The 23,006-nt window shown below is 53.2% G+C and carries 23 protein-coding genes, 1 tRNA gene and 1 riboswitch; of the genes, 4 read left to right on the forward strand and 20 right to left on the reverse strand.

What is annotated here, in order from left to right:
• The first annotated feature begins 22 nt into the window (after nucleotides 1-22).
• Nucleotides 23-631, forward strand: a complete 609-nt coding sequence (locus OCV58_RS06755) for an HD-GYP domain-containing protein (protein WP_154877348.1) — start codon at nucleotides 23-25, stop codon at nucleotides 629-631.
• Here OCV58_RS06755 and OCV58_RS06760 read toward each other — a convergent pair.
• The 7 genes from OCV58_RS06760 to OCV58_RS06790 form a co-directional block, all read right to left on the reverse strand.
• Nucleotides 626-1,267 carry a ComF family protein gene (locus OCV58_RS06760; RefSeq protein WP_154877349.1) on the reverse strand — a complete coding sequence of 214 codons (642 nt, stop codon included), beginning with the start codon at nucleotides 1,265-1,267 and terminating at the stop codon, nucleotides 626-628. The two genes, OCV58_RS06755 and OCV58_RS06760, sit on opposite strands and share 6 nt — an antisense overlap.
• Complete coding sequence (gene recD2, locus OCV58_RS06765) at nucleotides 1,261-3,423, reverse strand: SF1B family DNA helicase RecD2 (protein ID WP_154877350.1); 2,163 nt, start codon at nucleotides 3,421-3,423, stop codon at nucleotides 1,261-1,263. The genes OCV58_RS06760 and recD2 overlap by 7 nt, the downstream gene beginning before the upstream one ends.
• Nucleotides 3,424-3,425: 2 nt before the next feature.
• Nucleotides 3,426-3,695, reverse strand: a complete 270-nt coding sequence (locus tag OCV58_RS06770; protein ID WP_087476926.1) for a chorismate mutase — start codon at nucleotides 3,693-3,695, stop codon at nucleotides 3,426-3,428.
• Between the two features lie 146 nt (nucleotides 3,696-3,841).
• Nucleotides 3,842-4,750: a thiamine pyrophosphate-dependent enzyme gene (locus tag OCV58_RS06775; RefSeq protein ID WP_095629938.1), complete on the reverse strand. Its 909-nt coding sequence runs from the start codon at nucleotides 4,748-4,750 to the stop codon at nucleotides 3,842-3,844.
• A gap of 12 nt (nucleotides 4,751-4,762) precedes the next feature.
• The gene (locus OCV58_RS06780) at nucleotides 4,763-5,944 is read right to left on the reverse strand and encodes a phenylglyoxylate dehydrogenase (protein WP_154877351.1); all 1,182 of its coding nucleotides are present in this window, start codon (nucleotides 5,942-5,944) and stop codon (nucleotides 4,763-4,765) included.
• 3 nt (nucleotides 5,945-5,947) lie between these two features.
• A complete protein-coding gene (locus tag OCV58_RS06785) occupies nucleotides 5,948-6,214 on the reverse strand; it encodes a 4Fe-4S binding protein (protein WP_107196626.1) in 267 nt (88 codons plus the stop codon).
• 12 nt (nucleotides 6,215-6,226) lie between these two features.
• Nucleotides 6,227-6,763 (reverse strand): 2-oxoacid:acceptor oxidoreductase family protein, encoded by a 537-nt coding sequence (locus OCV58_RS06790; RefSeq protein WP_157949742.1) that lies wholly within the window; start codon nucleotides 6,761-6,763, stop codon nucleotides 6,227-6,229.
• 243 nt (nucleotides 6,764-7,006) lie between these two features.
• Between OCV58_RS06790 and OCV58_RS06795 the strand changes: the two genes are divergently transcribed.
• Both OCV58_RS06795 and OCV58_RS06800 read left to right on the forward strand, forming a co-directional pair.
• A complete protein-coding gene (locus OCV58_RS06795) occupies nucleotides 7,007-7,777 on the forward strand; it encodes an IclR family transcriptional regulator (RefSeq protein WP_087476921.1) in 771 nt (256 codons plus the stop codon).
• 142 nt (nucleotides 7,778-7,919) lie between these two features.
• A complete protein-coding gene (locus tag OCV58_RS06800) occupies nucleotides 7,920-9,365 on the forward strand; it encodes an amino acid permease (protein ID WP_087476920.1) in 1,446 nt (481 codons plus the stop codon).
• Nucleotides 9,366-9,422: 57 nt separating this feature from the next.
• On the opposite strand, the gene OCV58_RS06805 is transcribed toward OCV58_RS06800, so the two are convergent.
• From OCV58_RS06805 to ilvA, 13 genes are all read right to left on the reverse strand, one after another.
• Complete coding sequence (locus tag OCV58_RS06805; RefSeq protein ID WP_154877352.1) at nucleotides 9,423-9,884, reverse strand: hypothetical protein; 462 nt, start codon at nucleotides 9,882-9,884, stop codon at nucleotides 9,423-9,425.
• A 267-nt stretch (nucleotides 9,885-10,151) separates the two neighbouring features.
• Nucleotides 10,152-11,276 (reverse strand): DUF362 domain-containing protein, encoded by a 1,125-nt coding sequence (locus OCV58_RS06810; protein WP_095630373.1) that lies wholly within the window; start codon nucleotides 11,274-11,276, stop codon nucleotides 10,152-10,154.
• A 123-nt stretch (nucleotides 11,277-11,399) separates the two neighbouring features.
• On the reverse strand, nucleotides 11,400-12,575 hold the full coding sequence (locus OCV58_RS06815; protein ID WP_154877353.1) for a phosphoribosylaminoimidazolecarboxamide formyltransferase: 1,176 nt from the start codon (nucleotides 12,573-12,575) through the stop codon (nucleotides 11,400-11,402).
• A 61-nt stretch (nucleotides 12,576-12,636) separates the two neighbouring features.
• Nucleotides 12,637-12,714: riboswitch (ZMP/ZTP riboswitch) on the reverse strand.
• Nucleotides 12,715-12,794: 80 nt separating this feature from the next.
• A complete protein-coding gene (locus tag OCV58_RS06820; protein WP_154877354.1) occupies nucleotides 12,795-13,418 on the reverse strand; it encodes a DUF1847 domain-containing protein in 624 nt (207 codons plus the stop codon).
• 28 nt (nucleotides 13,419-13,446) lie between these two features.
• Nucleotides 13,447-13,794 carry a hypothetical protein gene (locus OCV58_RS06825; RefSeq protein ID WP_107195575.1) on the reverse strand — a complete coding sequence of 116 codons (348 nt, stop codon included), beginning with the start codon at nucleotides 13,792-13,794 and terminating at the stop codon, nucleotides 13,447-13,449.
• A gap of 37 nt (nucleotides 13,795-13,831) precedes the next feature.
• Nucleotides 13,832-14,650: an MBL fold metallo-hydrolase gene (locus OCV58_RS06830; RefSeq protein WP_198643458.1), complete on the reverse strand. Its 819-nt coding sequence runs from the start codon at nucleotides 14,648-14,650 to the stop codon at nucleotides 13,832-13,834.
• A gap of 13 nt (nucleotides 14,651-14,663) precedes the next feature.
• On the reverse strand, nucleotides 14,664-15,488 hold the full coding sequence (locus tag OCV58_RS06835) for an Asp23/Gls24 family envelope stress response protein (RefSeq protein ID WP_154877355.1): 825 nt from the start codon (nucleotides 15,486-15,488) through the stop codon (nucleotides 14,664-14,666).
• Nucleotides 15,489-15,497: 9 nt separating this feature from the next.
• On the reverse strand, nucleotides 15,498-16,304 hold the full coding sequence (locus OCV58_RS06840) for a PHP domain-containing protein (protein WP_107195573.1): 807 nt from the start codon (nucleotides 16,302-16,304) through the stop codon (nucleotides 15,498-15,500).
• On the reverse strand, nucleotides 16,301-17,752 hold the full coding sequence (locus tag OCV58_RS06845; RefSeq protein ID WP_154877356.1) for a leucyl aminopeptidase family protein: 1,452 nt from the start codon (nucleotides 17,750-17,752) through the stop codon (nucleotides 16,301-16,303). The genes OCV58_RS06840 and OCV58_RS06845 overlap by 4 nt, the downstream gene beginning before the upstream one ends.
• Before the next feature lie 161 nt (nucleotides 17,753-17,913).
• Nucleotides 17,914-17,989 (reverse strand) — tRNA-Lys (locus tag OCV58_RS06850).
• Between the two features lie 175 nt (nucleotides 17,990-18,164).
• Nucleotides 18,165-18,551, reverse strand: coding sequence for a RidA family protein (locus OCV58_RS06855; protein ID WP_087476911.1), 387 nt, complete (start codon nucleotides 18,549-18,551; stop codon nucleotides 18,165-18,167).
• A 171-nt stretch (nucleotides 18,552-18,722) separates the two neighbouring features.
• Entirely contained in the window at nucleotides 18,723-20,117 is a 1,395-nt protein-coding gene (locus tag OCV58_RS06860; protein ID WP_087476910.1) for an amino acid permease, read from the reverse strand.
• 22 nt (nucleotides 20,118-20,139) lie between these two features.
• Nucleotides 20,140-21,360 carry a threonine ammonia-lyase gene (ilvA, locus tag OCV58_RS06865; protein ID WP_154877357.1) on the reverse strand — a complete coding sequence of 407 codons (1,221 nt, stop codon included), beginning with the start codon at nucleotides 21,358-21,360 and terminating at the stop codon, nucleotides 20,140-20,142.
• 669 nt (nucleotides 21,361-22,029) lie between these two features.
• Between ilvA and OCV58_RS06870 the strand changes: the two genes are divergently transcribed.
• The gene (locus OCV58_RS06870; protein ID WP_154877361.1) at nucleotides 22,030-22,809 is read left to right on the forward strand and encodes a basic amino acid ABC transporter substrate-binding protein; all 780 of its coding nucleotides are present in this window, start codon (nucleotides 22,030-22,032) and stop codon (nucleotides 22,807-22,809) included.
• Nucleotides 22,810-23,006: the final 197 nt, after the last annotated feature.

The raw sequence follows: 23,006 nt of genomic DNA on the forward strand, positions 1-23,006 counted from the left end.
TTGAAGAAAGGTTTTGTCCGTCATGTACATGGTATCGCTGAAACAGGCCGCCGGCATCGGGATGGAGGAAATGAATTCCCTCGACACGATTACGGCGGAGCTGCTCAAATTCATACAACTGAAGAACCAACGGCTGTATATGCACTCCCTCCAGGTTGCCAACTACAGCGTCAGCATCGCCGCCAAGCTGGCTCTTCCCAAAAGTGAAATTGAGCAGATCAAGCACGCAGCCCTTCTGCACGACGTCGGCCTTCTCTTCGTTTCCAATACGCTGCTGGCAAAAATCCCCTATCTCAACCGCCGGGAAAATGCCCAGTACAAGCGCCACGCCGCGGCAAGCGGCAACATGCTGGAAAACATTCCCTGCTGCCAGGATATCGTGCCGTATATCCGCTATCACCACGAACGGTGGGACGGCTCGGGATTTCCCAAGCACCTGCGCGGGGCCAATATTCCCTTCGGCGCCCGCATCATCGCCGTCGCAGACTACTACGACCGCATCATCAACCCGTCGACAGAGCTCTGGGCCAAGACGAAGCAGCAGGCCGTCCGCGAAATGTTCAGCGCTTCAGGCATCCTCTTCGACCCGGAAGTCGTCAAGGCATTTATCGAAACGTTAGGTCAATTATAAGGCGCCGCTGGCAACGACGAATCCCGTCACGCTGGCAGCGCCTTTTTTGTGCAGCGCGTAAGCGCAGGCTTCCATCGTCGTTCCCGTCGTATAAATGTCGTCGACCAACAGAATATGCTTTCCCCGTACCTCAAACGAGCCTTTGACTTCAAAGGCTCGTTTTACGTTGTCAGCGCGGTCCGCCTTGTCCAGATGCCACTGGGCCTGAGTCGAACGGACGCGCTGCAGGCCGTCTTTCCATGGCCAGCGCCGTTCCGCCCAGGAGCGGAACAATACTTCCGACTGGTTGAATCCCCGCTTGCGCTCTTTTTCCGGAGCCAGGGGCACCGGCACGACGCAGTCGATATGCCCCAGCCGCTCCGGCCAGGGAAATTGCGTCAGCAGTGCCTCCGCAGCCCGCTCGTAGCGCACGGCTCCGTCATATTTAAGCCGCTGCAGCATCGTCCGGACAGGCCCGCGGTAATCGCACAGGCAGTAACAGGCTGTCAGGCGGCTTTCCCGTTTCCGCGCGAGCCGGCGCGGACGCCAGACTGCCCCAAAACAGGAAGAACACCACTGGCCATGACGGCTTACGGCAGCGCCGCAGCCAGGACAGCGCGGCGGATACAACAGGTTCAGCAGCCATTCCTTCAGCATATTTCTTCCTCCCTCAGCCGCTGAGCCAGCAAGGTAAAGCGCCGGCTCGTCCGCACGTTTTGAACGGCCGTGCGCAGGGCCGCTTTCGTACCGACGAGGATAACCTTGCCCTTGGCCCTCGTAACCGCTGTATACAGCAGGTTCCGCTGCAGCATGATGCCATGGCTGTTGACGAGCGTCATGATAACCGTATGGTACTCGCTCCCCTGGCTCTTATGAACCGTTATAGCATAGGCCAGGGTAATTTCATCGATTTCCTGCCCTTCGTACTTGACGTCCTGCTCCGGATAGCGCACGTACACGATGTCGTCCTGCACGGCAAAAATCTCGCCGATGTCGCCGTTAAATACGCCCTTGTCATAGTTGTTCTGCTTCTGCATGACCTTATCGCCTGTACGGAAGGTCACCTTTCCCGCCTTATGCTCGCCTTTTCCTTTTTGGGGCCCGTTGACGGCGGACTGGATGACGGCGTTTAAGTTGTCGACGCCGCAGGGATTTTTATACATCGGCGACAGCACCTGTACGGCGAACTTGTCGCCGGCCTCCGCCGTTTCTGCCGCGTACAGCCGGCAGATCACGTCCGCTCCCTGCTCTTCCCGTTCAATTTCCACAAAGCGGAATTCCTCGTCTTCATTGACTACGGGCAGGCGGCCGCCGTTGATGAGATGGGCGTTCGTCACGATGCGGCCCCCTTCTTTTTGGCGGAAAATCGTCTGCAGCCGCACGACGGGGAGTATTTCGGACTGAATAATATCGTGAAGGACGGCGCCGGCTCCGACCGACGGCAGCTGATCGGCGTCGCCGACGAGGATGCACCGGCAGTGCGGGCTCAGTGCCTGCAGCAAGTGATACAGCATTTCCATATCCAGCATGGAAACTTCGTCGACGATGACCAAATCGGCGGGCAGCTGCTTCGTTTCGTTGTATTCGAAGACCTGTCGGCCGCCGGCAAAGCCTTCCGGCACGAGAAGGCGGTGAATCGTCTTAGCCTTGCGCTCCGTCGTTTCGGCCAGGCGCTTCGCCGCCCGCCCCGTAGGCGCGCACAAGACGATGCGCAGCCCTTCCTGCTCGGCCAGGCGGATAATCGCCTGCACGACCGTTGTCTTGCCGGTCCCCGGGCCGCCGGTAATGACCAGCATCCCCGACTGCAGGGATTGGGATACGGCTTCGCGCTGCCCCTCGGCCAGCTGGAACTGACACGACTCCTGCCAGCGGTCTAAAAACAATTCCACATGCCTTCGCGGCTTAGGCGGCGTATACGCGGCCATTTCCCGGATCCGCTCGGCAACGCCCCGTTCTTCTTCATAGGCCTGCAGCGTATACACATAGGTCTCTCCGCCGTAATCATCGGCACAAAGCTGCCCCATGGCGAGCGCTTCAGTCAGCACATCCCGCAGCATCAGCTGTTCCGCCCGCAAGATGAGGGACGCCCGGTAGACGAGCTCCCTATCAGGAATACATACGTGGCCGTTCTGCGTCATGTCCTGCAGGACATACGTCAAGCCCGCCGCCAGCCGCTCCGGCGACTGCGGGTCCATGCCGTACGCCAAGGCAATCTGGTCGGCCGTTTTAAAGCCGATGCCGTCTATTTCGGCAATCATGCGGTACGGCTCCTCTGTCAGCACATACAGGGCTTCTTCGCCGTATTTCTGCACGAGCCGCGCCGCATAGCGCCCCGACACGCCGTGGGTCTCCAAATCCAAGGCCAGGTCGTTGACCTGCTTTTCTTCATAAAACGATTCCGTAATGACGGCCAGCTTTTTCGCGCCGATGCCTTCGATTTCCAGCAGGCGTTTTGGTTCCTTTTCCAGGACGGCCATCGTCTGGCTGCCGAAGGCCGATACGATACGGCGAGCCAGAGACGGCCCGATGCCCTTGACGGCGCCCGACGCCAAAAACCGCTCGATGCCGTCGGCCGTATCGGGAATGAGGCGCTTCCACGCCGACGCCGCCATTTGGCGGCCATACTTTTTATGCTGGGTCCACCGGCCCATGATTTCTATGCGGTCTCCAACCAGCGGCTTCGGGCCGTTTCCCGTAACCGTCAGCAGGGACTCGTCGTCTTCGCGCCGAATGCGGAAGACTATATAATCCGAATCGGGGGCCTCAAACAAAACGCGTTCTACCGCCCCCTGCACCGTTTCCATATCTGCCATATTTATAACTTCATATACTCCCGTTCATAGTTTTTGCTTTCGTCCATAATGCATTGATAGATCTTCTGCAAGTACGGAGCCAATTCCTTATACTGCGCCATAGCGGCAATCTTGTCGAGGACCTGCCGCTCCCGCCGCGGGTCGAATATTTCCATATGATTTTCTTTTTTATATGCGGCTACCTTCGCCACTACCTGCATGCGCTGCTCCAGCAAATTCGTCAGCTCTTTGTCCAGCCTGTCAATTTCCTTCCGGCATTCTTCCAAATTCATAGGTGTCTCCTTCTACGAAAATAAGATGGTACATATGTACTTATTATACGATATATGTCATACCCTGGCTAGGCAGAAATAGGCAGGAAAAAACCTGAAGCAGCGCAGTGCCGCCTCAGGCAGGTAACATACGTTATGACGCATCTCTATTCATTTCCGGCTAACGTCAGCAGCAGCTGAAACCTCTGATCTGTCCGCTGCTGAATTGCCGCAATCGCTTCGTCGCTGAGTGCCTTGAACTTGCCGATGGCTTCGACAAAGTCGGCTACGGGCAGGGGATTGGCCGGCTTGACGTTTACGGTCAGCTTGCCTTCGGCCATTTCCCACAGAGGAAACAGATTGGACTCTACAGCCCGGCGAGCCATCGTAATACTCATGTGGCTACCATAGCCCCAGCCCGTCGGGCAGGGCGAGAAAACATGCAGGTACGCGAAGCCCTTCTTGCTGGCCGCCAACCCCTTCTGGATTTTTTCCACCATGTCCTTCATATGGGACGGCGAGGCCGTAGCACAGTATTCGATCTGATGCATAGCCATGATGAGGGGCACATACTTCTGCTGCTGTTCCTTGCCGCTGATTTTGCTGCCCAGAGGCGTCGTCGACGTGCGGGACCCCAGCGTCGTCGTCGAGCTGCGCTGATACCCCGTGTTCATATAGCCTTCGTTGTCGTAGCAGATATACAGCATCTTTTCGCCGCGCTCTGCTGCGGCCGACAAGCTCTGAAAGCCGCAGTCAGCTGTCGCGCCGTCTCCTGCGACGGCGACGATGTTGACATCACTTCGTCCCTTCCGTTCGTACATGCGCGACAAGCCGCTTAAAAAGGCCGCCGTGTTGTCCAGAAGGGTAATGTGAACCGGCGTTTTCTGCCCGTTGGCATAGTTCCAGCCGACGACGCCGGCGCCGGCCAAGCATCCCGGCGGAATCGCCACAATAGTATTCTTTCCGGCGACCTGCATGACCCGCCGCAGGATCAATTCGCCGCCGCAGCCCTGACAGGCCGACATGCCCGGCGTAATCTGATCGGGCGCGTCCTTCAGCAATGATACATAGTTCATACGATTCCCTCCTCAATCCTTCAGCAGCCACTTGACGGGCCGTTCGCCTTTTTCATCTTTATGGGTTTCTAATTCATCTATAAGTCCTGAAATTTCCGTCAATGAAATATCGGCGCCGCCTAAGCCGCCGATAGCCGAAAAATGACAGTACGACGCCCCCTGGTCGGCAAGGGCCGCCTTGACTTCCACATGCATCGGCCCCTGGCTCCAGCCGAAGGATACGCTTCTATCGAGGACGCAGAAGGCCTTCTTGCCCAGAAGAGCCTTGGCAATGCGGTTTCCCGGGAAGGGCCGCGTGAAGCGCAGGCGGATGAGGCCGGCTTTGACGCCCTTTTCACGGGCTATGTCAACGGCGTCCTTCGCTGTGCCGCTCATGCCGGCAATGGTAATCAAAACGACGTCGGCGTCGTCGAGGCGGTATTCTTCAATCGCGCCGCCGTAAGACCGGCCGAAGGCGGCGGCGAATTTCGCGTCTACCTCTTCCAGTACGGCTAGGGCCCGTTCCATTGCGTCCAAATGGCTCTTTCTGTATTTCATCAGCAGCGGGCCCGCCGTCAGCGGGTCCAGAGCCAGAGGCTTATCGGGATTTAAAATAGGATTCCAATCTGCGCTGTAATGAGGCAGGAATGCATCGACGTCTTCCTGATCAGGCAATTCCGCACCCTCCGTCAGATGGGAGCTGTAAAAGCCGTCGTAGCACACGTTGATAGGCAATAAGACCCGCGGATCTTCGGCCAGCATGTAGCCCTGAATGATCATGTCGATGATTTCCTGATTGCTCTCGCAGAATACCTGCATCCAGCCAGCCTCGCGGACGGACATGGCGTCCTGCTGTCCGCTCCACACCGTTTCAGGCGACGTCATTTCCCGCGTCGCCAGAGCCATGACCATGGGCAGGCGCAGCGTAGCCTGCCGTATGTAGGGTTCAAACATCAGGGCCAGCCCCTGGGCGCTCGTAGCCGTAAAGACCCGTCCCCCTCCGGCAGACGCGCCTTGGACGGCGCTCATGGCCGAGTGCTCGCTTTCTACCTGAATCATCGTCGAATCCAACCTGCCGTCGTATATCATCGCGGCTAAATGTTCGACTACCTTCGACTGCGGCGTAATCGGATAGGCCGCTACCAAATCGGGACGGCACAAGGCCGCCGCTTCCGCCGCCGCGTCGTTCCCCGTCAATACTACCTTTCTGCTCATCGTCTAGCAGCCTCCTTCCGGTACCATCTCAATCGCCCCGCGCGGGCATTCCTGGGCGCAGATGCCGCATCCCTTGCAGTAGTCATAGGTAATTTCGTACGTATTATCTTCACGGCCGACGATGGCGTTCACCGGACAGTACGTCAGGCACATGCCGCATTCCACGCATTGTTCCTTATCCATGACCGGGCGGAATACGCGCCACGACGCCGTATCCAAAATGTACATCCCCGTATCGCCGACTGGCGTAATATGCTGGCGTTCGCTCATAGTTTCTCCCCCTTACTTGTATTCCGCAGCGCTGTCGTAAGCCCGGACAGCTGCTTCCTTATTCTCTGCGCCAAAGGTATGCTCAATCTTATCCAACAGCGTATCCTTATCCACCAAGCCTGTCGCCTTGGCAAAAGCGCCGAGCATGGCCGTATTCGGCATGTTGCGGCCTAACAGGCCTTCCGAAATTCCCGCGGCGTCGACGAGCCATACGCTGCCGGCCTGAGGCGGAAGGGGCAGCTCTTCCCGTGTTTTAGTCGTATTGAGAATCACCATACCGCCTGCTTTCAAGCCGTCGAAGGTCTCCGGCGCCGACACGAGGGAATCGTCAAATATAATCAAGATATCCGGCTCATAGACCTGCATACGGCGGCGAATCGGACTGTGAGACAAGCGCAGATATCCAAATACAGGCGATCCCTTCCGTTCTACGCCGAAAAAGGGAATAGCCTGTCCGTACAGCCCTTCGGCTACGGCCGCTTCCACGACGAGCTGCGACGCTTTGACCACGCCCTGGCCGCCGCGGCCCTGCAAACGAATTTCCTTCATAGTTTCATCTCCTCGCTTATTCATATAAAGATACTTTAGTTTCTTTATGTGAACTTTATATTTCTATATTAGAATGATTAAAGTTATGTGTCAATGAAAAATATGATATATGAGAAAGCGATATTTTCCGCCTCTTTATGATGTGCCCGCGTCATATCTATAGGTCTCTTACGGTGAGTATGCTATAATAAAAATGATTTATACATTGTACACAAAAAACTAACCCCGCAAAGGATACTGTATATGAAAGAAGACGCCTCGAATAAAGAAAAATATATACTCACCTCTGTAGACAATACGCTGTCTCTCCTAAATCTCTTCTTCGACTATGAAGAACTCAGCGTAAACGACGCGGCCAAGCTGCTGGGCCTCAGCCGCAGCACGGTGTTCCGTTTCATGGTCACCTTGGAAAACCGCGGCTTTTTATCGAAGACCGACCACGCCACCTATCGTCTGGGCCTCAACATGTTTTCCCTAGGCATGCTGGCCTATAACCGCATGGAGCTGGCCGCCCTCATCCACCCCTACCTGCAGGACATCGCCCGGCAGACGGGAGAAACGAGCCATTTAGGCATCGTCGACGATGGCATTCACATCATGTTCATCGACCGCGCCTTAGGCACGTCGCAGCTGAAAATGGAAACGGCCCTGGGCTATCGTCAGCTCGCTCACCACACGGCATCGGGCAAGGCGATTTTAGGATTTCAGTCCGACCAGGTCATACGAGAATATATAAAAAGAGTCAGCTTCCAAAAGCTGACCCCTGCGTCTCTCGGCGATGCCGGCGAGCTCCTCCACCTTCTCGACCAGGTAAAAAGAGAGGGCTACGCCTGCGACAACGAAGAAAGCGAACTCGGCCTGACCTGTTTTGCCGTCCCTATCGTCGACGCAACAGGACGAGCTGTCGCCTCCATCAGCATTTCCGGCCCGACGACGCGCATGAAAACGCATAAAAAATCGCATATTGTCCTGTTGAAACATACGGTTGACGAATTGTCCAGGACATTGCGTTAAATGCCTGCTCCAGCGTATTTTATTTTCAAATTTGGTATAAACCCTGATGAAACCTTTAATTGTCAACAAGAAAAACATTCGCTATAATATACAGGTAAGTTTTTTTTTACTATAGTAATACTATAAAAAAGGTTGTGATTGAATGAAAGAAGAACAACAACAGCTGCGCCGTAGCTTAAAAGCCCGCCATCTGAATATGATCGCCATCGGCGGCGCTATCGGCACAGGCCTGTTTGTCGCCGGCGGCGAGACCGTCAGCACAGCCGGTCCGGGCGGTGCCCTCGTTGCCTATTCCCTCATCGGCGTCATGGTATATTTCCTCATGACCAGCTTAGGGGAAATGGCAGCATACCTGCCGGTCAGCGGCTCCTTTGAAACGTATGCCAACCGCTACGTCGATAAATCCCTAGGCTTCGCCTTGGGTTGGAACTATTGGTTCAACTGGGCTATTACCGTCGCAGCCGAACTGGTTGCCGGCGCCCTGATTATGAAATACTGGTTTCCCGATGTCCCGGCAGCTGTATGGAGCGGCATTTTCCTGATTATCTTATTTGTCCTTAATTATCTTTCGACCCGCTCGTACGGTGAAAGCGAATTTATCTTTGCTGGTATCAAAGTTCTGACAGTATTAATTTTCCTCTGCGCCGGCGCCTTCCTCATTCTGGGACTCGGGCCCGAGCCGTCGCCGGGATTCGTAAACTGGACGGTCGGCGATGCGCCCTTCGTCGGCGGATTTACCGCCATGCTGAGCATCTTCATGGTTGCCGGCTTCTCCTTCCAGGGAACGGAAATGATCGGTATCGCTGCCGGCGAAAGTGAAAATCCGGAAAAAAACGTTCCCCGTGCCGTTCACTCTATTTTCTGGCGTATTTTGTTATTCTATTTAGGAGCCTTCGTCGTCATTGGGTTCCTCATTCCCTATACGGACCCGAATCTTCTCAATTCGAGCGTAGAAAATATTTCTATCAGCCCCTTTACGCTGGTATTTGAACGCTTCGGCCTGGCTGCCGCCGCCTCGATTATGAACGCTGTTATTTTAACAGCCGTATTATCTGCCGGCAACTCCGGCCTGTACGTCTCGACGCGTATGCTCTACGCCATGGCCCAGACCGGCCAGGCACCAAAATGTTTCCTCAAGCTGAATAAGCGCGGCGTTCCGTCGTATGCGCTGTTCGCAACGGTTATCTTTGGCCTGGCAGCCTTCCTTACGTCGCTCATCGGCGAAGGCAAGGCCTACGACTGGCTCGTCAACATCAGCGGCATGGCCGGCTTTATTACCTGGATCGGCATCGCTATTTGCCATTACCGCTTCCGCCGCGCCTACGTGGCCCAAGGCAAGGATTTAAAGGAATTGCCCTACAGAGCAACCTTCTTCCCCTTCGGCCCCCTGCTGGCCCTGCTCATGTGCATCATCGTTACGGCCGGTCAGAACTACTCGGCCTTTACGGGAGCAGAAATTGACTGGTACGGCGCCAGTGTCGCCTACATCGGCATTCCCGTCTTCCTCGCCGTATACCTGTATCACAAGGTAAAACACCATACGAATATTATTCCGCTGGACGAAGTAGACTTGTCCCGCCATAAATAAGACAAACAAAAAAAGGCACGCGAACGTTATATATGATTCGCGTGCCTTCTTTTTTTCCTACAGCATCTGTCCGGCATGTACATCGCCCCCTGCATGAGCTGCAGCCATCTTAGCTCTCTTCTCCGCGTTGTGCTTGCCGAACCAGTGGATGCGGCATTCGCGGCTGCAGAAAATCCGCCGCCGGTCCAGCGGGTCCGTAACAAGGACATGCTTTCCGCATTCCCGACAGGAAAACTTGCGGTACACCGTGACGGCCATTACTTTCTTCGAATGTTTCCAGTACAGCTTTTCGCAATGCTGGGAGCAAAACTTCATCCTGCCGTCCGAATGATCTCGTACTCTGACGATGGTACCGCATTTCAGACAGCGGAATTCACGAATTACCGGAGCCGTAGCCGGAGCGGCGGCCCGGATATCGTTGACGCCATGACGGTTGGCATACCGCCGGCATTCGGCGCTGCAGTACTTCTGAATAGATCGCCGCGGCGTAAATTCTTTCCCGCAAATTACACAATTCATCGCTTCACTCCCTCGCTCTCTCGTCATACGCCGTCGGCGACATGCCGCATCGTCAACTACCAGCGTACGTTTTAATATATTTATAATTTACATTAATGGTTTCATAATATTTTTTTAATATATAACTACATTATATAGAGAGTGCCCGGAAAAATCAATTGGTTTTAATAAAATAAATACAAATTCTTCAAAAGCCGTTTCTTTTCATTATAAACGAAAAGCCCCGCCTGTACAAATGCAGGCGGGGCCTTCCGCATAGGCTTCGGCTTATTTTACCGTAATTAATTCGTAGTCTCTTACGCCAAGGCCGATTTTTTCAGCATGGCGCAGCGTAGCTTCCCAGTTGATATCCGGATGAACGTCGAGGAAATGGTCGTGGTGGCATTCCCAATCGGGTTTCGCCAGATTATCGGACAGCTGGCTGTTCGGCAGCGGCGTGGCCTTTAAGCAGGCGTCGACGCAGGCCTGGTCGAGGGCAACAGGGTCGAAGGAAGCGAACATGCCAATATTCGGCAATACGGGCGCATCGTTTTCGCCATGGCAGTCGCAGTTCGGCGAAATGTCCATGACCAGGTTGATATGGAAGCACGGACGGTCCTGGCAGACGGCCTGAGCATATTCGGCCATCTTGTAATCCAGTTTTTCGCTGGCGTCCCACTGCACCGTGTGAATGGCGTCGAAGGCGCAGGCGCCGATGCAGCGGCCGCAGCCCTTGCACAAATCTTCGTGAATATGGGCGATGTTGTCTTCGTATGTAATCGCGTCGGAGCCGCATTCGGATGCGCAGCGGCGGCAGCCCTTGCACTTCTTGGCCTTGACAGCCGGCTTGCCCGACGAATGCTGTTCCATCTTGCCGGCGCGGCTGCCGCAGCCCATGCCGATGTTTTTAACGGCGCCGCCGAAGCCGGTCATTTCATGGCCTTTAAAGTGAGCCAGGCTGATAAATACGTCGGCGTCCATAATAGCCCGGCCAATCTTGGCGTTCTGTACATATTCGCCGTTTTTGACGGGAATTTCCACTTCGTCCGTACCGCGCAGGCCGTCGCCGATGATAATCTGACAGCCCGTCGTAATCGTATTATAGCCGTTCAGGTTGGCGCAGTCCAAATGTTCCAACGCATGCTTGCGGCTGCCGGGATACAATGTATTGCAGTCCGTCAGGAAGGGCTTGCCGCCTAATTCTTTAACCAAGTCGGCGACGGCTTTGACGTACTGCGGGCGAATCGATGCCAGACAGCCCAATTCGCCGAAATGCATTTTGATGGCGACGAATTTTCCTTCGAAGTCGATCGTTTCGATGCCGGCTTTCTTGCACAGCTTCTGCAGCTTCATCAGATTATTTGTACCTACTTTACAGCGAAAATCCGTAAAATATACTTTTGCTTTTTCCATAACCTACCTCCCGATAAACTCATTCTCATAAACATCTTCATTGTATCACATGAAGTACGCTCTAAGTCAAGAAAAAGAAGGCTGTAAAATAAGCGTCCCCTAAGGGGACGCTCTTTTCATATCTTAGTGGTGGAACAACCGCAAGCCGGTCATCGCCATGGCAATATTGTATTTGTCACATGTTTCGATGACATTGTCGTCGCGGATGGAGCCGCCGGCCTGAGCGATGTAATCGACGCCGCTGCGGTGGGCCCGTTCTACGTTATCACCAAAGGGGAAGAAAGCGTCGCTGCCTAGCGCTACGCCGTGGAGCTGACCGATCCAGGCTTTCTTTTCTTCTCTCGTAAGGGGTTCCGGCTTCTGAGTAAACAGATTCTGCCATACACCGTCGGCCAGTACGTCTTCGTAGTCATCGGAAATATAGACGTCGATAGCGTTGTCGCGATCCGGGCGGCGCACGTCATCGCGGAACGGCAGGGCCAATACCTTCGGATTCTGGCGAAGCCACCAGATATCGGCCTTATTGCCGGCCAGGCGCGTGCAGTGAACGCGGGACTGCTGGCCTGCGCCGACGCCGATGGTCATGCCGTCCTTGACGTAGCAGACCGAGTTGGACTGCGTATATTTCAGGGTAATCAGCGCTACGAGCAAATCGCGCTGCGCCGCTTCGGGGATGTCTTTATTTTTCGTCGGGCGGTTCTGGAACAAGTCGGCCGTAATCTTGGCGTTATTGCGTTCCTGTTCAAAGGTAATGCCGTACACATCCTTCGATTCGACAGGCTGAGGAACGTAATCGGCGTTGATTTTCAGCACGCAGTAGTTGCCCTTTTTCTTCGTCTTGAGAATAGCCAGGGCTTCGTCCGTATATCCCGGAGCCACGACGCCGTCGGATACTTCCCGTTTCAGCAGCGTCGCCGTTTCAGCGTCGCAAATATCCGACAAGGCGACAAAATCGCCATAGGAGCTCATGCGGTCTGCGCCGCGGGCGCAGGCATAGGCCGAAGCGAGGGGAGATAATTTCAAATCGTCTACATAATAGATTTTTTTCAGCGTATCGCTCATGTCGGTCGCAACGGCAGCACCGGCCGGGCTGACATGCTTAAAGGACGCCGCGGCGGGAAGGCCTATCGCTTCCTTCAATTCCTTGACCAGCTGATAGCTGTTGAAGGCGTCGAGCAGATTGATATAGCCCGGACGGCCGTTCATGACTTCAAAGGGCAGTTCGCTGCCGTCTTTCATGTATACTCTTGCCGATGATTGATTCGGATTGCAGCCGTATTTCAATTGCAATTCTTTCATTAGTATTACCTCCTGAAAATAAGAAATTTCCTGGCAAAAATAAAAATACCGACACTTCTGGAACCTTCGCCCAGACGGTCGGCTGTAATGAACCATGCTCCCCGTGGTAGCTCCACTTCCGTCAGTCACATGCTTCTGTTTCATTATACAAGGCGCAGCCGCCCTGTGTCAATGGGAAACCGACAAGGGCGGAACCTTTTAGCGATATGCTCGCTCGACTTATAATTTCGTCTTATAATACGACTGGCTGGTATACAGTGCCGCCACGGGATTATGGCCCGTTACGCGGTCCTTGACAACCAGCGTCGTCGTCAAGGCCTCGGAATATTTGTAAAATAAGCTGTCGTGGCCGACGCACAAGCCCATGACGATGTTCATATCCGTATGCTCGGCATTGAGCATCTTGGCCTGGAGGATGGGATTGCAGGCGTTGACGCCGACGGCGTTGCATTTTTCATCAATTCCCAGCTCTACCTTGGGAACGGCACCGGCCTTGCAGGCCATTCCGAAGACTTCAAAGCCGTGCTTGCGCAGAATCCCTGCCAGCATCCGCGTTTCCTGTATCAGGCCGACGCAGGTCGCAATGCCGATTTTATGGAAATTCATGCGTTTGGCAAATTCAATCGTCTCTTGGACGCGGCACCACTTCAAATAACCGTCGCATTCGACGCCAGCCGCCGTTTGCATGACCTTACGATTGTCTTCTTCCTCATACAGAGCCAGAGCTTCCCGTTTCACCTCTTGATTCATATGCGTCGTCACGCAGAAATCGGGATATTCCTTGTTCATGACGTTGCAGTTCACTACGCCGCAGTCGGCGCAGGAAAGGGTTCGTTCTGCCATTGTCTTCACAACCTTTCCGTTTACTATACTATTTCATAATCAAATATAACAGCATTCCGTTGAGGCACACCCAGGGAATCCAGGCGATAATCCCCATAAAATGCATAAAGCCTTTTCCCTTGCCGCCTTTATAGGCCAAGCCGGCCGCAACAATCCCAACAAACAAGCTGACCAGATAATAGACGGCGCTCCACGCCAAGGTATAAAAGAGAAAGGCCAGAACCGCCGGCGTACCGACGCTGCGCGCTATCGAACTGATGCGCAGCATAATCGGGTTTTGCAGCGCATAGGCCGGGTCCGCGCTGAGTTTGCAGTATTTATAATTCCAAAAATATAACAAGCCCGTTACCAATCCGCAAAGTATAAGCTGTATCATCGAACGACTCCTTTTATATAATCCATCAGTCTGCGCTTCAGCGGCTGAGCGCAATCCGCTCCATATCTTCTGGGACATACACGGAACCACCGTAATAGGCCTTCGCTTCTTCCGTGTACAGCCTCTTCCGGCTGCTGCCGGTCTTTTCTTCCGTATGGTACAGCACCAAACGCGCCGCGCCGAGAGCGGCCGCCGTTTCCGCCGCGTCCTTGACGGTGCTGTGGTTCTTCTCATAGGGCCGGAAAGCTTCCCTATGCTCGTATAAGCAAAAGGCCTCGGCCAGCAGCCAATCCGTTCCTTCGGCGTACTGCCGGCAGCGCTCGTTATACGGCTCGTCGCCCAAGCAGGTCAGCCTCATGCCATCGGGGAAGGTCAACAGGTATCCGAATTGCTTGGCCTTGGTCGAGCAGATATCGAAGGCCGTAAGGGACAGGCCGAGAAACGTTACAGTGTCGCCGTCTGCCACTTCGTGAATGCAGATATCCTTGCCAATGCAGGCAAAATCCTTCTTCTTAAACATCATTTCTGCCATAGACAGCAGCATCTGCTTCACTACGTCGTGACAATAAATATGAAACTGCCCGTCATATGCGCCGGAGCTCATCAGCGATGCGATCTTGCGCATGACCCAGAGGACGCCCATGATATGGTCCGTATGGCCGTGGGTCACAAACATATAATGCAAATCCGCATAGGCAACGCCACCGTCCTCCAACCGCCGGAAAATGCCGTTTCCGCCGCCGGCGTCGGTTAAAAACCATTGTCCCTCAGCCGTACGCACGGCAAAGCACGTGTTATACCGGCGCACAGCCATCGCATTTCCCGTTCCCAACATCAATAATTCTGTACCTGACACGCTATCTCCCCTTCTATCGCGGTACGACGCCGCGCACTGTAATTTTCAATATCTCAAAGGACATGCCCGTCGTATATTCTATATCCTGCTGCAGTCCCTTTTTGATAGTGCTCATGAGTTTTTTCAGATTTTCTCCGTAATATACCGTTACGACTAAAAATACGGCCAGTCCGTTCCCTTCCGATTCGCGGTTCTTATCGATCCGCAGGCGGTTGACCTTTGCCAATCCGTCTATCTGCCGCAGGCGTTGGATAATCAGATGCTCCAGCATCTCGTTGGAAAAGGTCAATTTCCCATAATAGCTGAAAACGGGACGTACGACAGAATGCTCGAAATCCGGAGCCTTTTGGTTCCGCCGGGTCAGCAGGGAATGGATGGGAGCCAGCAAATACCCGCGGAAGCGCGGCTTGAGCTCCATCGTCGGCACGGGAATGATGTGCTTTCCCTCGTTGATGCGAATCGTCCGGGCCTTTTCAATTTCGACGGGACACGACACGTCTTCTATGCGAATGTACGAGTCCGCTTCGGGCAGCCCCAAGGCTTCGCAGATTCGGTGTATCATATGCTTCGACGTTCCTAAAATGAGGAGCTGGTCCGGCTGCAGCTCGTCCAGCGCGTCTTTTACGCTTTGGGCGTGCTCCTGCTGCAGAAAGATCGCCCGGCGGACGGCTTTCATGCGGTTCGTTTCTTCCTTGGCCGAGCGGCCGGCAACGATGCGGTTTTGATAAATCAGCAGGCCGTCGTCAATGATACAGGAAATATGATGGTCGTACGCCACGTCCAGGGCGTGATGACTTTTTCCCGTACCGCTGGCTCCGATAAATCCGATGACTTTCATAGCGTTCACCTATTTCTTCTTATATTGCAGCAAAGGCTCTACACGCTCCGTATCAAAGGAGAATATGCCGACCTGCTCCGGATAGCGCCCCGTCGTGCCGTGGAAATCCGAGCCGCCGCCGACATACCAGCCCTTTTCCTCGGCGACGGCTAAAAATTCTTCATAGCGCCCCCGATTCTTCGGATGATATACCTCGATACCGTCGAAGGAATGCGTCAGTACGTGGGGCAGCGCCGCGTGAAGCAGCCCCGGATGCGCCAGCACGGCCAAACCGCCGGCCTGATGGATCAGCTCGATGCATTCATCAATCGACTTGCGGCGATAGGGCACGTAGGCCGGGCCGCCGCGGTATAATATCGCAGCAAAGACGGCCGTCACGTCGGGAAAGTACCCCTTCGCCACGAGCATACGCGCGATGTGGGGCCGGCCGATAGTGCCGCCGCGAGCTAATACGCCTTCGATTTGCTCCCTGTCGAGGACATAGCCTAAGGACTCACAGCGCTCGACGATTTCCATGGCCCGCATCTGACGGCGCAGCTTAAACTGCGCGCAGTACTCCTGCAGGGCAGCATTTTCCGTATCGAGGTAATAGCCCAGAACGTGGACGTCCTCGCCGTCATAATCGGAGCTCATTTCCATCGCCGGAATGAGGCGGACGCCAGGGTTCAGCCGGCACCCCGTCGTATAGGCATCAATCGTGTCGTGGTCGGAAATAGCCATGACATCCAGCCCGGCCTGGACAGCCAGATTCGTCAGCTCCTCGGGAGTATACACGCCGTCGGAGCAGGTCGTATGCATGTGCAAATCGACTTTCACTTGGCTCCTCCTTTCAATAATTCCAAAATGGACTTGACGCCCACGCCGGTCGCGCCGAAGAAGCCCGTTTCATCCTTCTTCTCACAAAAGGCCGTACCGGCAATATCCAGGTGAATCCACGGGATGTCGGGATGAACAAACTGCTTGATGAACAAGCCCGCCGTAATCGCGCCGCCGTCGCGGCCGCCCGTATTCTTGAGATCCGCTACGTCGCTTTTGAGGAGGTCTTCATATTCCCGGTCAGCCGGAAGCTGCCATACCTTTTCATGAACCGCCGCGGCTACGTCGAAGAAACGGTTCATCCATTCCTGATGGTTGCCGATCATGCCGGAACGCACCGTTCCCAAGGCCGTTACGCAGGCACCGGTCAGGGTAGCCAGATCGATGAGCTTCGTCGCTCCCAGCTCCTGGGCATAGGACACGGCATCGGCCAGGATCAGGCGGCCTTCAGCATCGGTATTTTTGATTTCCACCGTCTTGCCGCTGTACATCGTCAATATATCGTCGACGTGGTACGCCATACCCGACGGGATATTTTCCACCAGCGGAATCACAGCGACGACGTTGACGGGATATTTCAGCAGCATGAGGGCCCGTATGACACCGACAGCAGCAGCCGCGCCGGCCATGTCATCCTTCATGAATTCCTGATTGGCCTGGCTCTTGATGGATAAGCCGCCGCTGTCGTATGTCACGCCCTTGCCGACGATGCCCAGCATGTCCTTGCTGTCCGGGTCGCCCTTATAGGTTATCGTCATGAGCTGCGGCGGGTTCATGCTGCCCTTGCCGACAGCGACGATACCGCCCATCTTCCGCTTTTCCAGCGCCCATTTATTGAGCATCTCGACGGTAATATTGTCGCCCTTGACGACGGCCGATACGATTTCCGAAAACCGCCGCGGCGTCAGCTCGTTCGGCGGCATATTGACCAAATTGCGGGCCATGTACACGCCTTCGTATATGGCGGAATACATGTAGCACATCGTATTGAAGGCCTTGATTTCCAAGCTCGACGTAACCAGGTTGATGCTGCGGACAGTCCGCCCCTTCGCGTCGCTCTTATAATGCAGGAATTCGTAGTTCCGATATAATAAGCCGTCGATTAAGGCGCCGATATCCATTTCCAGCGTGTCGACCATGACGGCCAGCTCCGACACGCCTTCGGCCATCGCCGCGGCCATGAGGCGCTTCGCCGTCAGAAAATCTTCATACGTAGCGTACCGTATGGGTTTCTTATGCAATCCAATCAAAAAATAGGTCTTACTCCGGCCTTCCGTCAGGCAGTGAAACACGCGCAGGGACGTATAGTGCATGACATCTTCATGCGCTTCCACATAGGCCCGAATCAGTTCCCCGTCTTCCTTAGGAATGCGGGATAAAGCCAGCATCCGCGTATCGACGCCGATCGCCACGACGTCCATACTGCCGTTACTGTTGCAAGTAATCATGATATATCTCTCCTCAATCCATCATATAGCCGTTCGTATGATTTTATTATAAACATTATATATACAGATTCATTATACCGTCCTGCCGCCTGTAAAATCAAGAATAGAGCATTTTCTGCAAAAAAAATACCTATGCAGTGATGTTCTGCATAGGCAATATGTGGTGGACCGTCAGGGGATCGAACCCTGGACACCCTGATTAAGAGTCAGGTGCTCTGCCAGCTGAGCTAACGGTCCATGTCATTTCTTTCTCCAAAGGACGTTTTATATATTACACCATCTGATAAGAAAATGCAAGCCTTTTTTCAAAATTTATCAAAAAATTTTTCTCACATCCAAATGCCTCTCCGCTTTTGACCAAAAAAAAAATCTCCGGCTGCGCGCCGGAGACTCTTTTCAAGGCTATGTTAAATTATTTGCCGCAGTATGCGATAACTTCGACTTCTACGAGAGCGCCCTTCGGGAGTTCAGCGACTTCTACGCAGGAACGAGCCGGCAACGTTTTGTTGAAATATTTAGCGTATACTTCGTTAACAGCGCCGAAGAAGCTGATGTTAGCCAAGTATACCGTCGTTTTAACGACATCGTCATAGGAAAGGCCAGCGGCTTCCAAAATAGCGCCGACGTTTTTCATGCTCTGTTCAGCCTGAGCCGTAACGCCGCCTGCTACGATTTTGCCCGTTTCCGGAACGAGGGGAACCTGACCGGATGCAAAGAGGAAATCGCCGGCTTTGATAGCCTGGGAGTACGGGCCTACTGCGCCCGGAGCGTTTGTCGTGCTAATAACTTCTACTGCCATGATGATACAACATCTCCTTTTGATTTATTACTGTGAGTATTCTATATTATATCTTACTTTGTCCGTTTTGACTAGACAGTAAAATAAATATATCTGTCATAATTTAAATCCAATTAAAGCAAGTATCATACAGAAGGAAGCACGCAGACGCATGCTTCCTTTTAGTATGAATTAGTGTTTTGCTTTTAAGGTGCCGTCTTCATTATATTCGTTCTTACGATATCCAGCCAGGAAATATCCGGCCGTAACGATGATCATGAAGGTCCAGCCGGCGATGAGGGACATACGCGTATCGGGGTTGACCCACATGCCGATGGTAACGAGAACGAGGAAGATAAGGCAGAAATAGTTAGCGTACGGGAAGAGCGGCGATTTGAACGGGTGTTCAGCCATCGCTTTTTCACCCCAGCGTTTGCGGAAGTTCTTCTGCGAGTAAGCCAGTACGAACCAGGCAACCATGCCGGGGAATACGCTGGCGCTGTAGATGTACAGGAACAGCTTGGAATCCGGAATGAGGTAGTTCAAAACAACGCCGAAGAGCAGGCAGGCCAAGGTGACCATGATGCCGTGCTGCGGTACGCCGTGAGAGGACAATTTGCCGAAGAATTTCGGAGCCTGGCCGTTTTCAGCCAAGGTGTACAACATACGGCCGGAGCTGTAAATACCGCTGTTGCAGCCGGACAGTGCAGCCGTCAGTACGACGAAGTTGATGATGCCGGCGGCGGAGGTAACGCCTACTTTAGCGAAGGTCGTTACGAAGGGGCTGCCGAGCATGCCCAGTTCATCCCAAGGATACAAGGTGATGACGACGAAGATAGCGCCGATGTAGAAGATAAGAATACGCCAAACGATGTTTTTCGTAGCTTTGCGCAGCGTTTCTTTCGGGTTCTGCGCTTCCCCGGCCGTTATCCCGACGAGTTCGACGCCCTGGAAGGCTGCCGCGACGACGCACATTGCGCTGATCATGCCGCCGAAGCCGTTGGGGAAGAAGCCGCCGTGAGACCAGAGGTTGGAGAAACCGAGGGGTACGCCGTTGTTGCCGAAGCCGAACAGGATAATCATCGCGCCGACGACGAGCATGACGACGATAGTCGTAACTTTGATAATAGCAAACCAGAATTCGAATTCACCGTAGTATTTAACGGCAGCCATGTTGGCCAAGGTTACGATGAGCATGCCGCCTAAGGCCGATATCCACTGGGGAACGTCGGGGAACCAGAAGTGAACGTAAATGCCTACGGCCGTTACTTCCGAAAGACCTACCGTAACCCACAGGAACCAGTAGCACCACGCCGTCAAGTAACCGGCAAAGGGACAGATATACTTATGACCATACGTAGCGAAGGAACCCGTTACCGGTTCCAGATAGAGCATTTCGCCCATGATACGCATGATGAAGAACATAACCAAACCTGCCAATGCATAGCAGAGCAATACGGACGGACCGGCAGTCTGAATCGTGCTGGCCGAGCCCATGAACAGGCCGACGCCAATCGTACCGCCCAGGGCGATCATTTCCACGTGGCGGGGTTTTAACCCACGCTCTAATTTGCTGTTGTCTTCCATGATAAAGTCCTCCTTTTAGGGCTTATTTCAACGTAACGTGATAGTGGTTGTCTTTCAGCGTTTCAAACAATGTTTCTACATGTTTTTCGTTAGCCGTTTCCAGTTCGCACGAAACTGCCGTGTAGCCCATGCCGATGTTGTGCTGGCTGCGTTCATGCGTGATGGAGAGGATGTTTGCGTTGGAATTGGAAATGATGGAAATCAATTTAACCAATTCGCCCGGCTGGTCGGGAATGACCGTTTCGAAGAAGACTTTGCGCCACGAACGGAGCAGGCCGCTGTTGATGACGCGGGACATTCTGTTGACGTCGATGTTGCCGCCGCTGACCAGAGCCGCTACCTTCTTGTTGCGGATGCCGGAAACCTTGCCGTTCATGAGAGCTGCAACCGGTACGGCGCCGGCGCCTTCTGCAACGGTCTTAACGCGTTCGATGAGCCAGAGGATTGCTGCGGCAATTTCCGTTTCGTCGACTGTTACGATGTCGTCGACATATTTCTGGCAGATTTCATAGGTCAAGTCGCCCGGCGTTTTTACCGTAATGCCGTCAGCTAAGCTTGCTTTGCCGTCGACAGTCAAAATCTGACCTTTTTCAATAGATTCTTTCATGGAAGGCATGTTAGCCGTCTGTACGCCGATAATCTTGATTTTCGGGTTGATGTTTTTAGCTGCGACAGCCAGGCCGGAAATCAATCCGCCGCCGCCGATAGGAGCTACAATGACGTCGATATCGGGAATTTCGTCGAGAATTTCCAGGGAAATCGTGCCCTGTCCAGCAATAACCTGAGGATCGTTGAAGGGATGTACGAAGGTGTAGCCGTATTTTTCCGTCAATTCTACGGCTTTCGCAGCAGCTTCGTCGAAGAAATCGCCGTGGAGAACGACGTTTGCGCCGTAACCGCGCGTAGCAGCTACTTTCATCAACGGAGCATGTTTAGGCATGCAGATCGTCGACTGGCAGCCGTATACGCTGGCAGCTAATGCAACGCCCTGTGCATGGTTGCCTGCCGATGCGGCGATAACGCCTTTTTCACGTTCTTCCGGCGTCAAGGAAGCCACTTTGTTATACGCGCCTCTCAGCTTGAAAGAACCGGTGCGCTGTAAGTTTTCCAATTTCAGCCATACGTCGCAGCCAGCAACTTCGCTGACAGAGGTCGCATAGGACAAGCCAGTCTTCTGGGCAACGCCTTTCAACCGTTCCTGCGCTTCCTTGACCATCGCAAGGGTAACTCGTTCTTCACTCATAATTATTCCTCCTAAATATATAAAGACATGAGATATGCATAAGGCTCATTACATCTATCCGCAATGAGCAATTCGATTTTTACATCTTCACTATACCTTTTTTTCTGTCCACTGTCAACAGATTTGTTACATTTTTAACATTCTCAAAATATGCTTGCTGTTGCTTTATTATCTTATGTTTCAAGGCCTATATTCGTTATTTTAAGGTATATACTGTTTAAAATTTAAAAGTTTTTACACTTTCTCTCAATTTCATGTCTCTTGTAAAAATACACATAAATGTACCTACGGGATATATGTCATATTCGTACACATACTTATGCTCCCATGTATTTTCATTATATTCCATTATTTTCATCAACATAGTGCCTCTATGTTGCCGTTTTTAGAAAATTATTATCATATTGATAGGCTATATGTTGCTGGATGACTCTTCAATGCAGCCCTATGGCAGAGATAAAATATTCAAAAAATCTTCATATACATTACGTTCTGGAAATATCTTATTACGAAACGGCGAGCCGATAAAACCAAATTCTTAAGGGTGGCATCCCATTACGTTGAAAAATAAGGGCCGTATGGCAAAACAGCAGCCGTAGCTATTGTATTTTTTCAAAATAAGTGTATAATTATTTCACGTTCTAAAAAAGGGGTGTATGAACTATGTTGATAAACAAAAAGTGGATTACTGCGGCGCTGCTGGTCACGACAACGGCGGCAGCCCTTACCGGCTGCGGAAGCAGCGAAACGGCAACGCATTCCGACAAGCCGTTGATCGTCGGTACGGAACCCTCCTTTCCGCCCTTCGAAATGACAGAAAACGATACCTACGTTGGATTTGATATCGACTTGGCCAACGCCATCGGCGAAAAACTCGGCCGCAAAGTCGAAATCAAGACCATGGGCTTCGACGCCCTGATTCCGGCCCTGAAGAGCGGCCAAATCGACCTCATCGCTTCGGCCATGTCCGCAACGGAAGAGCGCAAAAAGCAGGTCGACTTTACAGATCCCTATTATATCGGCGGCTCCGTCATCGTCGTCCGTAAGGACAACACCGACATCCGCGGCTGGGACGACATTACCGGCAAAACCGTCGCCGTCCAGGCAGGCTCCAAGCCGGCGGACTTCGCCGAAAAGCAAGGGGCCCTATTAAAGCAGTTCGACGCCAACTACCAATGCCTGCAGGAATTGCAGGTAGGAGCCAGCGAAGCGGCGGCCCTCGATAAAGCCGTAGCCTTGTACTATATTTCCAAAGGCGGCCTCTCCGATCTCAAAGTCGTCGGCGAACCGAAGAAATTAGCCGGCTCCGCTATGGCAATCAACAAAGGCAATGAAAAAGAACTGAAAGAAATCAACGCCGCGCTGCAAGCGATGAAAAAAGACGGCACCTATACGAAGCTGTATCAAAAATGGTTCGGCGTAGAACCGACGCCCGAAGAATTACAGTAACCCGACATGCAGAAGCCCGTACGTCAAGAGTTTTCTTCCTCGACGTACGGGCTTTTAGCTTTCAAAAACAACCGGTCCGGCCTTGCTATTTTCTTCTCTGGCTGGTACGATGAGAGCCTGTGAAAAAATCTCTGTAAACATAGATCTTCTATGATACTTGGTAAGCTGAAAGCGAATTTGAGAACTTTCAGCTCATG

The organism is Megasphaera stantonii, from assembly GCF_025567065.1.
Lineage (GTDB): Bacteria > Bacillota > Negativicutes > Veillonellales > Megasphaeraceae > Megasphaera > Megasphaera stantonii.

What these genes read in the sequence shown, in the direction of transcription:
- OCV58_RS06755 (WP_154877348.1), top strand. Translation starts at nt 23, where the DNA reads ATGTACATGGTATCGCTGAAACAGGCCGCCGGCATCGGGATGGAGGAA.
- OCV58_RS06760 (WP_154877349.1), bottom strand. Translation starts at nt 1,267, where the DNA reads ATGCTGAAGGAATGGCTGCTGAACCTGTTGTATCCGCCGCGCTGTCCT.
- recD2 (WP_154877350.1), bottom strand. Translation starts at nt 3,423, where the DNA reads ATGGCAGATATGGAAACGGTGCAGGGGGCGGTAGAACGCGTTTTGTTT.
- OCV58_RS06770 (WP_087476926.1), bottom strand. Translation starts at nt 3,695, where the DNA reads ATGAATTTGGAAGAATGCCGGAAGGAAATTGACAGGCTGGACAAAGAG.
- OCV58_RS06775 (WP_095629938.1), bottom strand. Translation starts at nt 4,750, where the DNA reads ATGAACTATGTATCATTGCTGAAGGACGCGCCCGATCAGATTACGCCG.
- OCV58_RS06780 (WP_154877351.1), bottom strand. Translation starts at nt 5,944, where the DNA reads ATGAGCAGAAAGGTAGTATTGACGGGGAACGACGCGGCGGCGGAAGCG.
- OCV58_RS06785 (WP_107196626.1), bottom strand. Translation starts at nt 6,214, where the DNA reads ATGAGCGAACGCCAGCATATTACGCCAGTCGGCGATACGGGGATGTAC.
- OCV58_RS06790 (WP_157949742.1), bottom strand. Translation starts at nt 6,763, where the DNA reads ATGAAGGAAATTCGTTTGCAGGGCCGCGGCGGCCAGGGCGTGGTCAAA.
- OCV58_RS06795 (WP_087476921.1), top strand. Translation starts at nt 7,007, where the DNA reads ATGAAAGAAGACGCCTCGAATAAAGAAAAATATATACTCACCTCTGTA.
- OCV58_RS06800 (WP_087476920.1), top strand. Translation starts at nt 7,920, where the DNA reads ATGAAAGAAGAACAACAACAGCTGCGCCGTAGCTTAAAAGCCCGCCAT.
- OCV58_RS06805 (WP_154877352.1), bottom strand. Translation starts at nt 9,884, where the DNA reads ATGAATTGTGTAATTTGCGGGAAAGAATTTACGCCGCGGCGATCTATT.
- OCV58_RS06810 (WP_095630373.1), bottom strand. Translation starts at nt 11,276, where the DNA reads ATGGAAAAAGCAAAAGTATATTTTACGGATTTTCGCTGTAAAGTAGGT.
- OCV58_RS06815 (WP_154877353.1), bottom strand. Translation starts at nt 12,575, where the DNA reads ATGAAAGAATTGCAATTGAAATACGGCTGCAATCCGAATCAATCATCG.
- OCV58_RS06820 (WP_154877354.1), bottom strand. Translation starts at nt 13,418, where the DNA reads ATGGCAGAACGAACCCTTTCCTGCGCCGACTGCGGCGTAGTGAACTGC.
- OCV58_RS06825 (WP_107195575.1), bottom strand. Translation starts at nt 13,794, where the DNA reads ATGATACAGCTTATACTTTGCGGATTGGTAACGGGCTTGTTATATTTT.
- OCV58_RS06835 (WP_154877355.1), bottom strand. Translation starts at nt 15,488, where the DNA reads ATGAAAGTCATCGGATTTATCGGAGCCAGCGGTACGGGAAAAAGTCAT.
- OCV58_RS06845 (WP_154877356.1), bottom strand. Translation starts at nt 17,752, where the DNA reads ATGATTACTTGCAACAGTAACGGCAGTATGGACGTCGTGGCGATCGGC.
- OCV58_RS06855 (WP_087476911.1), bottom strand. Translation starts at nt 18,551, where the DNA reads ATGGCAGTAGAAGTTATTAGCACGACAAACGCTCCGGGCGCAGTAGGC.
- OCV58_RS06860 (WP_087476910.1), bottom strand. Translation starts at nt 20,117, where the DNA reads ATGGAAGACAACAGCAAATTAGAGCGTGGGTTAAAACCCCGCCACGTG.
- ilvA (WP_154877357.1), bottom strand. Translation starts at nt 21,360, where the DNA reads ATGAGTGAAGAACGAGTTACCCTTGCGATGGTCAAGGAAGCGCAGGAA.